15 protein-coding genes are annotated in these 10,138 nt (G+C 70.6%); 8 read left to right on the forward strand and 7 right to left on the reverse strand.

Annotation, left to right across the window (positions count from 1 at the left end):
- Nucleotides 1–30: 30 nt before the first annotated feature.
- The gene (locus ACI3ET_RS01520; RefSeq protein ID WP_405031182.1) at nt 31–756 is read right to left on the reverse strand and encodes an AMIN-like domain-containing (lipo)protein; all 726 of its coding nucleotides are present in this window, start codon (nt 754–756) and stop codon (nt 31–33) included.
- Nucleotides 757–926: 170 nt separating this feature from the next.
- On the opposite strand from ACI3ET_RS01520, the gene ACI3ET_RS01525 reads away from it, so the two are divergent.
- A complete protein-coding gene (locus ACI3ET_RS01525; protein ID WP_405031183.1) occupies nt 927–1,367 on the forward strand; it encodes an SRPBCC family protein in 441 nt (146 codons plus the stop codon).
- 9 nt (nt 1,368–1,376) lie between these two features.
- Here ACI3ET_RS01525 and ACI3ET_RS01530 read toward each other — a convergent pair whose 3' ends face one another.
- Together ACI3ET_RS01530 and ACI3ET_RS01535 are read right to left on the reverse strand one after the other, a co-directional pair.
- On the reverse strand, nt 1,377–1,814 hold the full coding sequence (locus ACI3ET_RS01530; protein WP_405031184.1) for a hypothetical protein: 438 nt from the start codon (nt 1,812–1,814) through the stop codon (nt 1,377–1,379).
- A gap of 123 nt (nt 1,815–1,937) precedes the next feature.
- On the reverse strand, nt 1,938–3,206 hold the full coding sequence (locus ACI3ET_RS01535) for a DUF445 domain-containing protein (RefSeq protein WP_405031185.1): 1,269 nt from the start codon (nt 3,204–3,206) through the stop codon (nt 1,938–1,940).
- Nucleotides 3,207–3,321: 115 nt separating this feature from the next.
- Between ACI3ET_RS01535 and ACI3ET_RS01540 the strand changes: the two genes are divergently transcribed.
- Nucleotides 3,322–3,642, forward strand: coding sequence for a putative quinol monooxygenase (locus ACI3ET_RS01540; protein ID WP_405031283.1), 321 nt, complete (start codon nt 3,322–3,324; stop codon nt 3,640–3,642).
- A 91-nt stretch (nt 3,643–3,733) separates the two neighbouring features.
- Here ACI3ET_RS01540 and ACI3ET_RS01545 read toward each other — a convergent pair whose 3' ends face one another.
- From ACI3ET_RS01545 to sqr, 3 genes are read right to left on the reverse strand one after another with little or no spacing between them, the layout of a single operon-like run.
- Nucleotides 3,734–4,366: a DsrE/DsrF/DrsH-like family protein gene (locus ACI3ET_RS01545; RefSeq protein ID WP_405031186.1), complete on the reverse strand. Its 633-nt coding sequence runs from the start codon at nt 4,364–4,366 to the stop codon at nt 3,734–3,736.
- Nucleotides 4,367–4,406: 40 nt separating this feature from the next.
- On the reverse strand, nt 4,407–4,721 hold the full coding sequence (locus ACI3ET_RS01550) for a TusE/DsrC/DsvC family sulfur relay protein (protein WP_405031187.1): 315 nt from the start codon (nt 4,719–4,721) through the stop codon (nt 4,407–4,409).
- Between the two features lie 6 nt (nt 4,722–4,727).
- Nucleotides 4,728–5,966: a type III sulfide quinone reductase, selenoprotein subtype gene (sqr, locus tag ACI3ET_RS01555; protein ID WP_405031188.1), complete on the reverse strand. Its 1,239-nt coding sequence runs from the start codon at nt 5,964–5,966 to the stop codon at nt 4,728–4,730.
- 113 nt (nt 5,967–6,079) lie between these two features.
- On the opposite strand from sqr, the gene ACI3ET_RS01560 reads away from it, so the two are divergent.
- From ACI3ET_RS01560 to ACI3ET_RS01570, 3 genes are read left to right on the forward strand one after another with little or no spacing between them, the layout of a single operon-like run.
- Complete coding sequence (locus ACI3ET_RS01560; protein WP_405031189.1) at nt 6,080–6,451, forward strand: YidH family protein; 372 nt, start codon at nt 6,080–6,082, stop codon at nt 6,449–6,451.
- Complete coding sequence (locus ACI3ET_RS01565) at nt 6,448–6,813, forward strand: DUF202 domain-containing protein (RefSeq protein ID WP_405031190.1); 366 nt, start codon at nt 6,448–6,450, stop codon at nt 6,811–6,813. The genes ACI3ET_RS01560 and ACI3ET_RS01565 overlap by 4 nt, the downstream gene beginning before the upstream one ends.
- Nucleotides 6,806–7,111, forward strand: coding sequence for a DUF1905 domain-containing protein (locus ACI3ET_RS01570; protein WP_405031191.1), 306 nt, complete (start codon nt 6,806–6,808; stop codon nt 7,109–7,111). Before ACI3ET_RS01565 ends, ACI3ET_RS01570 begins: the two co-directional genes overlap by 8 nt.
- A 129-nt stretch (nt 7,112–7,240) precedes the next feature.
- Here ACI3ET_RS01570 and ACI3ET_RS01575 read toward each other — a convergent pair whose 3' ends face one another.
- Nucleotides 7,241–7,894: a cation efflux transmembrane domain-containing protein gene (locus ACI3ET_RS01575; RefSeq protein WP_405031192.1), complete on the reverse strand. Its 654-nt coding sequence runs from the start codon at nt 7,892–7,894 to the stop codon at nt 7,241–7,243.
- Nucleotides 7,895–7,930: 36 nt separating this feature from the next.
- Between ACI3ET_RS01575 and ACI3ET_RS01580 the strand changes: the two genes are divergently transcribed.
- The 3 genes from ACI3ET_RS01580 to ACI3ET_RS01590 all read left to right on the forward strand — a co-directional run bounded on the left by ACI3ET_RS01580 (nt 7,931) and on the right by ACI3ET_RS01590 (nt 10,138).
- Nucleotides 7,931–8,263, forward strand: coding sequence for a DUF1905 domain-containing protein (locus ACI3ET_RS01580; RefSeq protein WP_405031193.1), 333 nt, complete (start codon nt 7,931–7,933; stop codon nt 8,261–8,263).
- Nucleotides 8,260–8,775 (forward strand): GNAT family N-acetyltransferase, encoded by a 516-nt coding sequence (locus tag ACI3ET_RS01585; protein ID WP_405031194.1) that lies wholly within the window; start codon nt 8,260–8,262, stop codon nt 8,773–8,775. Before ACI3ET_RS01580 ends, ACI3ET_RS01585 begins: the two co-directional genes overlap by 4 nt.
- 127 nt (nt 8,776–8,902) lie before the next feature.
- A complete protein-coding gene (locus ACI3ET_RS01590) occupies nt 8,903–10,138 on the forward strand; it encodes a toxic anion resistance protein (RefSeq protein ID WP_405031195.1) in 1,236 nt (411 codons plus the stop codon).

The following is a 10,138-nucleotide window of genomic DNA, read 5'->3' on the forward strand; positions in this document are numbered from 1 at the left end:
TGTCGCTCGTCCGCAGGCCGAGGGGACCGGTCAGGGGTCCTGGACGTCCACCACGATGCGAGCGGGGTCGTCCAGCGTGAACACCCGGTAGGGCGTCTGCTCCTCGACTCCGAGGAACACCTGCTGCTGCCCCTCGAAGAGGGTGCCGAACACCACCTCGGTGACCACCTCGAGGCCCTCCCCGGTCACCGTCGTCCCGTCGTAGCGCACGTCGGACTCGGTGGTCCAGTCGATGCCCCGGACCGACACCTGCAGGACGGCAGAGCCCGCCACCTCGATCGGTTCCCCCGACCCGTCGGCAACGGCCTCGTCCTCGTAGAACGCGACCCAGCCCAGGACCGCGTCGTCCCCGGACAGGTCCAGCACGACCCGGTCGTAGTCGTCGTGGAGCCCGACCCGGACGCCGCTGATCTCCTGACCCTCATCCTGCTGCTCCCCGGCCTCCTGCTCGTCCGTCTCCGTGGCGTCGACCCAGGCGGGGAGGTCGGCGGTCGGTTCGCTCGTCCCGCTGGGGTCGTCCTCGCTGGTGTCGTCATCGTCGTCGTCGTCGTCGGTCTGGTCCCCGGTGGGCGGGTCGCTGCTCGTCTCGTCCCCGCTCGTCTCGTCGGTGCTCGGCTCCTCGGTGCTGGGCTGGGCCGGCTCCGTGGAGGTGCTCGCGCCGGTGGGCGTGGGCGTGTCCGTGCCGGGTTCCTCAGCTCCCTGGCACCCAGCCAGAAGAAGAGCTGCCACTGCCGCCGCGACGACCCTGCGTCTCATGCATCCACCGTAGACCCGGCAACCGCACCCTGCCACCGGTCTCGCAGACGAGATCGGTGCAGACACGAAACACAACCGTGACGCTGCGGCAACGAGCCGCGCGTAGCGTCCCGCCCAAGCACGGCTGCCGCGGGTTGTCGCGGCCGTCGACACCGGCGCGAGGAGCTCCCATGAGCGTGACGAGTCTGCAGGTCCGGCACGAGGTTCTCATCGCCGCGCCGAGCGCAGCCGTGTGGCGGACGCTGACCCAGGAGTCCTCCTCCTGGTGGTCGACGGTCAGCCGACGCGGGTCACGGGACGTCGTGCTGGAGGCGTTCCTCGGGGGACGCGTGCTCGAGGGTGGCGTCTTGGGTGGCCGGCCGCGCCCGTGGGGCACCGTGACCGCGCTCTGCCCCGCCGGCCTGCTGGAGGTGAGCGGACCGATGGACCTTCCGCGGGGTGTCTCCGGTGCCCTGGAGATCGACCTGGACGAGTCTGGCGGCGGCACCCTCATGCGGGTGGCGCACCGCGCGAGCGGGCCGTGGGAGATCACGCGCTGGGCCATGAGCACGTCGTGCTGGCGGGCGATGGCAGAGCGGGTGCGCGAGGTCTCGGAGGAGCGCGCGGCCTGACCGCGGCGTTCACGCGACGCCCCGCTCCAGGCGAAGGTCCGAGGCGACCGGCAGGTGGACGACGTCCGACCGGGTGACCACGAAGGTGCCGAAGAGGGCGAGCCCGGCACGACCGCATACCTCGAGGGTGTGCTGGTGCACCCGCCGGTCCAGGTCCGTCACGGCGCCCGACCCGCGGACCAGGGCGACGACCAGGCCGCCAACCCCGGGCAGGTCCAGGGCGTTGGGGGCCATGAAGGAGATGACGTCCATCGCCACGTCCGGCGAGCCGATCTCGCCGACGAAGACCGGCTGGGACAGCCGACCGTCGGCCTGGCAGAGCAGCACCATCACACCGCCGGCGGCCCGGTCCCGGTCGCTGACGACGAGGTCGAGGATGTCAGCGGTCAGGACCGGGTCGTCGAGCGACCGGTGGGCCCAGTCCCTGGGAAGGTCTTCGAAAGACATGTTCCGAGACTGCCCCCGCAGCTCGTCCGCTCGCAGAAGTTGTCCACAGGGAGCCCTCGGCGGGGTGTCGGTCGCCGGTCCTCGGCCGGGTGGCTCGCCGGGTCGGTGCAGGGCCGGGCAGGTCTAGAGGAACTGCGACACGGTGTGGATGAACAGGCCGACGAGGGCGCCGACGACGGTGCCGTTGAGCCGGATGAACTGCAGGTCACGCCCCACGTGCAGCTCGATCTTGTCGGACGCCTCCTGCGCGTCCCAGCGCTGGATCGTGCTGGAGATGACCGAGGTGAGCTCCGGGCCGTAGCGCCCGACGAGGTCCACCACGACGTCCGCGCTCCACGCGTCGAGCCGGGCCCGCAGGGCTTCGTCCTCGAGGGTGCGGCGACCGAGGGCGGCGAGCTCGGTGGCCAGGCGGGTGCGGAGGTGGCCGGTCGGGTCGTCCAGCGCCTCGACGAGGGTCTGGCGCAGCGTCTCCGCGAGGCGGACGCCGGTGTCGCTGACCTGCGGGTGGTCCAGCAGCCGCTCCTTGAGGCTCTCGAACCGGGCGGCCGTGCGCGGGTCGTGCTGCAGGTCCTGCCCGAGCTCGGCGAGGTAGGAGTCGACGGCGTGCCGCACGTTGTGCTGCGGGTCGTCCTTGATGTCGCGGGCCCAGCGCAGCACCTCCTGGTAGACCCGCCGCGTCACCTGGTCGTTGACCCAGGCGGGCGACCACTGTGGCGCGCGCGAGCGGACGATCGCCTCGACCTCGTCCTGGTGCAGCGCCAGCCACGCGTGCAACTCGCGGGCACCGAGGTCGACGAGCCCGTGGTGGGACCCGTCCTCGACGATCCTGGCCATCAGGTGACCGGCGATCGAGGACAGCGGCTCGCGCCGCACGCGCGGGATGACGAGGTTGTCGACGAGCGTGCGCAGCTCGTGCTCGTCGATGCGCTCGACCCCGCGGCGCACGAACGGCACGGCCTCGGCGACGACACGCTCTGCGTGCTCGGGCTGGGCGACCCACGCGGCGAGCCGGCGGACGACCTCGGCGTCGAGGTACTTCTCGCGCAGCACCTGCGGGGTGAGGAAGTTGTCGGAGACGAACTGCTCGAGGCTGGCGCCGAGCTCGTCCTTGCGCCGGCGCACGAGGGCCGTGTGCGGGATCGGCAGCCCGAGCGGGTGCCGGAAGAGCGCCGTCACCGCGAACCAGTCGGCGATGGCACCGATCATCCCCGCCTCGGCGCCCGCGTTGACGTAGCCCCAGACGCCGTCGCGGCCGTGGGTCAGCACGTAGACGACGGCCATCAGCACCAGCAGCCCGGTCGCCACGAGACGCATCTGGCGGAGCCCGGCCCGCCGGGCCTCGTCGGTCACGGGGGTGCGCGGCGCGGATGCCTGGTCGGTGGTCAGCGTCACGCTCGAGTCCCCTTCGTCTCCGGTCCGGTGGCGGTCCGGGTATGCAGTGGTGCCGTCGGGTGGAACCGGCGTGCCCGCCCACGGTATTCCGTCGGGACCGGGTTGGATGGACGACATGTACTTCATCGTCGTCAAGTTCCCCGTCAAGCCCGAGCACGCCGAGCGGTGGCCGCAGATCGTCCGCGACTACACCGAGGCGACGCGTGCCGAGCCGGGAAACAAGTGGTTCGAGTGGTCGCGGAGCCTGGAGGACCCCAACGTCTTCGTGCTGGTCGAGGCGTTCGAGGACGACGGGGCCGGCCCCCACGTGCAGTCCGAGCACTTCGCGCAGGTGACGCGGGAGTGGCCGCAGTACCTCACGGCGACCCCGCAGATCATCTCGCGGCAGGTGGAGGGTGCAGGCTGGGAGGAGATGGGCGAGATCCGCGTGGAGTGACGCGTCCGGCGGGCGCTGCCACGCGTCCGGTAGGGGGCCGCGACGGCCGAGCGCCCGGCGACACGAGGTCACCGGGCGCTCGAAGGGGCGGTCAGACGAACACGACCTGCGCGTTCTCCGCGATGTCGATGAAGTCGCCGGCGCTGATGACGCCCTCGACGGCCGGGTGCAGGTCGGCCTCGATCATCTTGGCCATGTCGAAGCTGAGCTTGCAGGCGTACATGTGCGCACCCGCGGCCTGCATCAGGTCGAGGAACTCCGGGATGTCCGGGATCTCCATCTCGGTCATCTGCTTCTTCATCATCTTCGTCGCGATGCTGGTCATGCCGGGCACGTTGCCCAGGGCCTGCGGCATCGACTTGTGCTCCAGCCCGGGCCGCACCCGACCGAGGCCGGGCATGTGCATCGCCGTGTTGCCGGACACCGTGAACTTGAGGTTGTCGTAGGTCTTGGTGTTGACGATGTCCAGGCCCCAGAAGGTGAAGAAGATGTGCACCTCCGCACCCTCGCCCAGCGCGGCGTTGCCCATGATGAGCGCCGGGTAGGCCATGTCCAGGTTGCCCTTGGAGCAGATGAAGGCCATCTTGCGGGGCCCGGTGTAGGACGAGACCGTGTCGGTCGCGCCCTCCTCACCGGGGGTGGCGGACGCCTGGGCGCGGGGCCGGCCGGCGTTGCCGAAGTCGGGCATGATGAAGCCCTCGGGGATCTGCATGGTCGTGGTCATTGCTGTGTCTCCTTGTGCCGCAGTCGGTCCGAGCCAAGGCTCAGACGCAGCCGACCGGCTTGGGCAGGCCGGCGAGCCAGGCCATCTTCTTGGCGGGCTTGCCGGGGTAGAGGGCGAAAAGGTCCTTGATGTCGAAGCCGCCGACGGTCTGCATTCGGCGCAGCGTGGGCGTGACACCGGTCGTGGCGGAGTCTTCCCGCATGAAGCGCAGCGGCGCGAGGTGCTGGGCGTCGAGCTCGAGGTCGAGCAGGGTGGCGAGGTCGGTGGCCAGCTCCTCGCTCCAGTCGTCGCGGCGGGTGAGGAATCCCTCGCCGTCGACCTCGAAAGACCGTCCGTTGAGTGTGTTGGTGGGCATCGGTGACTACTCCTTCGGCCGACGCTTGCCGGCCATCGACATCTCGGTGGAGACGGGCAGCTTGTGCCCGGGGAGCAACATCTTCCAGTAGATCTGCTCGAAGGCTAGCTTGCCCATGTGGTTGGCCCGCGTGGCCTTGAGCAGCTTCATCGGCCCGACGGCCGGCAGTGGGAAGCTGCCCTTGAGCGGCTCGGTGTCGTAGTTGAAGTCGAGCAGCAGCGCCTGGCCGCGCCCGGACTCCACGAAGCAGTTGGCGTGACCGTCGAAGGCGTTCGGCAACGGGCGACCCTCGATGGCCGCGAGGAAGTTGTCGATGAACATCTCGGTGGCGAAGTGGGCGACGGACCCGGCCTTGGAGGTCGGGATGTCGCTCGCGTCACCGAGGACGAAGATCCGCTCGTGGGTGACCGAGCGCAGCGTGTGCTTGTCGACCGGGACGAAGCCCGCGTCGTTGCCCAGCCCGGAGTCGAAGATGAACTTCTGACCCGTGTGGGGAGGCACCGTGACGAGCAGGTCGAAGGGCACCTCGCGCCCGTCGTAGGAGACCAGGTGCTGCGTCTCGTTGTCGATCCGCTCGACCGCGAAGTCGGCGACCACCCGGATGCTGCGCTCCTTGAGCAGCCCGCCCAGCTCTTCGGAGGCGACCGGCTTGGTGAAGGCGCCGTCCAGGGGCGTGACGAAGGTGATGTCCACCTTGTGGCGCAGGCCCTTCTTGCGGAAGTGGTCCTCGACGAGGAACACGAACTCCAGCGGCGCCACCGGGCACTTGATCGGCATCTCCGAGATGTGGACCAGGATGCGGCCCTGCTCGAAGCTCTCGAGCGACTTCTTGAGGGCGATCGAGCCCTCGAGCGTGTAGAACTCGTGCACCTTGTCGCGGAAGAGCGAGCCGTCGGCCAGACCGGGCACCAGGCTCGTGTCGGGGCGGGTGCCTGAGGCGATGATCAGCCAGTCGTAGGACAGTCGGCGACCGTCGGCCAGCTCGACGACCTGCTCCTGCGCGTCCACGCGGGAGATGCCCGACTCGACGAACTCCACTCCCTCGGGGAGGAACTCGCGCCGGTCCTTCACCACCCGCTCCGGCTTCATCCAGAACGGGATGAAGAGCAGTCCTGGCTGGTAGACGTGTCGGGCGTCCTGGTCCACCACCGTGATGGACCAGTCGTCGGCACCGAGGTGCTTGCGGAGGAGGTTGGCGGCCATCGTGCCGGCCGTTCCAGCCCCCAGGATCAGGAGCGTGTTCATGCCTCCGATCATACCCCCTACGGTATGTAGTAGACATCACCCCGGGCTTCTGGACGCCGTGTTGTGACGCACCTGACACCACCGCCTCCCCCGGCGCCCCTAACCTTGGCACCGTGACCTCCCCGCGCTGGCCCCGATCCGTCTATGGCACGGGCAGCGAGCCCGACCCGCGGTTCTCGCTGGCCAACGAGCGCACCTTCCTGGCGTGGATCCGCACCAGCCTGGCCCTGCTCGCCGTGGCCGCCGCCGTCGACGCCCTGCCGCTGCAGATCGACGACCGCGCCCAGGCCGCCCTCGCCGCCGTGCTCGCCCTCACGGGCCTGGCCTCGGCCTACCACTCGTGGCGCGGCTGGGCCCGCGTGGAGCGGGCGATGCGCGAGGACGCCCCGCTGCCCGGCAACGCGGCCGGCATCGTGGTCGTCGTCGGGGTGTCGCTCGCCGGGATCGTGCTGGTGGTCGCCAGCGTGACGCGGATCGGGTCGTGAGCTCGGGCCGCCGAGCGCGCGACCCCGGCCTCCAGCAGGAGCGCACCGCCCTGGCCTGGCGGCGCACCGGGCTGGCGCTCGTCGTCGGCGCGCTCACGGTCGGGCGCCTGACAGCGAGCACCCTGGGGTCCGCCGTGCTGGTGCCGGCCCTCGTCGCGGCAGCCCTGTCTGCCTGGGTGGTCAGCGTGACGCTGCGTGGGAGCCGGCACGCCCACGCCCATCCCGACGAGCCCAGCTTCGACCGGATCCTGCGCGACGGTCGCGTGCCCGCGGTGGTCGTGGTGGTGACGATGTCCCTGGCGCTCGGAGAGCTGGCCAGCGCACTCCTGCAGCTGGTGCAGGCGGTGGAGGTCGGTGGATGAGGCACCGGAGCCCGACCTCGAGTTCACCGGCGAGGTCGTGGAGTGGCGAGGGCCGGCCCCCTTCCACTTCGTCGTCGTCCCGCCCGACGAGGCCCGCTGGCTCAGGGAGATCGCGCAGGCGGTCACCTACGGCTGGGGGATGATCCCGGTCTCCGTCCGCATCGGGGCCACCCTGTTCACCACCTCCCTGTGGCCACGCGAGGGCGCGTTCGTCGTCCCGGTCAAGGACGCGGTGCGCGCGGCCGAGGGAGTCGAGCTCGGTGATGTGGTGACCGTGGGCCTCTGGATCCGCGCCTGAGTCGCCGGACCACCACCCGTCGTCCCCGCGGCGCGTCACTCCTCGTTCCCACGTCGACTACCCGGCAGCAATCGTTCCTCCCGCTGGAAATATCCGCCGTCTAGCACGATGTCTGCCTGGTAGTCAGGCCTACGCCTCCAGCTGCTCGCCGGCAAGCGCCTTCGCGGCGAGGCCCTCCTCGGTCGCGACCTCCCAGACCTCCTTGGCGGCACCGACGTTGACGACCACGATGATGGCGCCGAGCACGATGTCGGGCCAGCCGCTACCGGTCCACCACGTCACCGCGGCCATCGCGATGATCGCGAGGTTGACCAGCACGTCGTTGCGTGCGACGAGGAACGCCGCGGCGGTCATCGAGCCGCCGTGGTGCCGGATCCGCGAGAGCAGCAGGGCGCACACGCCGTTGACGACGACCGCTCCCCCTGCCGTGACCACGAGCGCGAGCACGTCGGGCGGCGCGGGGTCGCCGGCCTTGGAGACGGCCGCCCACCCCGCGGCGAGCGCGGGCACGAGGATCAGCAGCGCCATCGCCTTGCCTGCGAGCGCACGCCGGGCGATGGGCCAGCCGAGCGCGAGGAAGATCAGCAGGTTGACCGCGGTGTCCTCGAGGAAGTCGACGCTGTCGGCGAGCAGCGCCACCGACCCGATCGCCAGGGCCACCACGACCTCGACCCAGAAGTAGCCGAAGTTGAGCCCGGCGACGGTCAGCACCGTGCGCCGGAGGGTATGGGGTTCGATCAGGTCCGCGGGCTCGCTCGCGGAGCCCGGCGTCGGCGTGGTCACGGGACCATTGTCAGCCCCCGCTCCTAGTCTCAGGCTGTGGCAGGTCGTGAGGAGATGGCGGGTCGGGCAGGGGTGCCGGAACGGTGCCTCTTCAGGGCGACCCTCTGGCGCGCCGAGGCTCAGGACGCGTGGTACTTCCTGACCCTCCCACCCGACGCCAGCGCGACCGTGCGGCAGCGGCCCCGCGCCCCGCGGGGCTTCGGGTCCGTCCGCGTTGAGGTGACCGTGGGGGGCACCACCTGGCGCACCTCGGTCTTCCCGGACGCGGCGAGCGGTTGCTTCGTACTGCCGGTGAAGAAGGCGGTTCGCCTCGCCGAGGACCTGGAGGAGGGGGAACCGGTCGACGTAGAGCTCGAGGTGCTCGAGTGAGTGGAGCCGCCGACGCCGGGCAGGGCGTGGTGGTCCGCCCCGCGGGCCGGGACGACCACGCCGACGTCGGTCGGATCCTCGTCGCGGCCTACGCGCCCAGCGGCATGCCCCCGGAGCAGCCCTACTGGCGGGCGCTCCGGGACACCGCCGCCCGGACGCGGGACGCGGAGGTCTGGGTCGCGGAGCTGGACGGGCGGGTCGTCGGGACGGTGACCTGGGCAGGGACAGGATCCGACCAGCGCGAGATCGCCCGCGAGGGCGAGGCCGAGTTCCGGATGCTGGGGGTGGCGCCGGACGCGCAGGGCAGAGGTGTCGGTGCTGCCCTGCTGGAGGCGGTGATGGACCGCGCCCGAGCAGACGGCTACGCGGCCGTCGTGCTCTGCAGCGCGACCTGGATGACCACGGCCCACCGCCTCTACCAGCGTCGCGGCTTCCGCCGTCTCCCCGACCGCGACTGGACGCCGGTGCCCGGGGTCGACCTGATGGCGTACGGCATACCCCTGCGGGGGTAGCCTTCCGCACCCAGGAGGCAGCCCCCCGTGTGCGAAGCGCGAACTCGGGAGACAATGGATCCGTCAGACCCGCCGGGTGTCCTGATCGGGGCTTTCCGTCGCGCGCGATCTCACGAGGAGACTTTTCATGACCGACCAGCCGCAGCCGCTCGCCTCCCCCCTGGCCGCCGCCGAGCCACTCACGCTCACCGCACCCGCCCCGCCCCAGCCGGTCGCGGAGACCGCGGCCCCGAAGATGGCGCCGCAGGTCGCGCCGGAGGCGATCCCGGTGCTGGACGCGAAGGTCGACGAGTACCTCACGGGCCTGACCCAGACCGAGACCCGCTCCCCGGAGTTCGCCCAGCGCGCCGCCGACGTGCGCACGATGGGCGACGCCGAGATCCGCACCGCAGCCGAGACCTCCAACCGGCTCCTGAAGTCGCCCGTGCGGGCGCTGCAGGAGGGCGGCATCTCCAAGGAGTCCAAGGTCGGTCGCACCCTCATGGAGCTGCGCCGCACCGTCGAGGACCTCGACCCCGGGCAGGCCAAGGGGTCCAAAAAGATCCTCGGGATGATCCCGTTCGGCGACCGCCTCACCGACTACTTCCAGAAGTACGAGTCGGCCGAGAAGCACATCGACGCGATCCTGCACGCCCTGCGCAGCGGGCAGGACGAGCTGTCCAAGGACAACGCGGCGCTCAACATGGAGAAGCAGCAGCTCTGGGACTCGATGGGCCGCATCAACCAGTACGTCTACATCGCCGAGCAGCTCGACGCCAAGGTCTCGGCGCACGTCGCGCTCCTGCAGGAGACGGACCCCGAGCTGGCCAAGGCGATGCGCGAGGACGTGCTCTTCTACGTCCGGCAGAAGCACCAGGACCTGCTCACCCAGCTCGCCGTGTCGATCCAGAACTACCTGGCGATCGACATCATCATGAAGAACAACATCGAGCTCATCAAGGGTGTGGACCGCGCCTCCACGACGACCGTCTCCGCGCTGCGCACCGCGGTGCTCGTGGCCCAGGCCCTCAACAACCAGCGGCTCGTCCTCGACCAGATCACCGCGCTCAACGCGACGACCTCGGACCTCATCCAGCGCACCTCGGAGATGATGCGCGACAACTCCGTGCTCATCCAGGAGCAGGCGGCGTCCTCGACGGTCGGGCTCCAGCAGCTGCAGGCCGCGTTCGCGAACATCTACGAGACGATGGACGCCATCGACAGCTTCCGCAGCCAGGCGCTGGACTCGATGGCCCAGACGATCGGCGTGCTCGAGGGCGAGGTCGAGAAGTCGCGCAGCTACCTCGACCGGTCGCAGCGCACCGACGTCCGCCTCGCCGGCGGTCAGCTCGACCTCGGCCCCGTGCCGCCCACCCAGCGCTGA

It is taken from the genome of Ornithinimicrobium jinqii (assembly GCF_045032595.1).
GTDB lineage: Bacteria > Actinomycetota > Actinomycetes > Actinomycetales > Dermatophilaceae > Ornithinicoccus.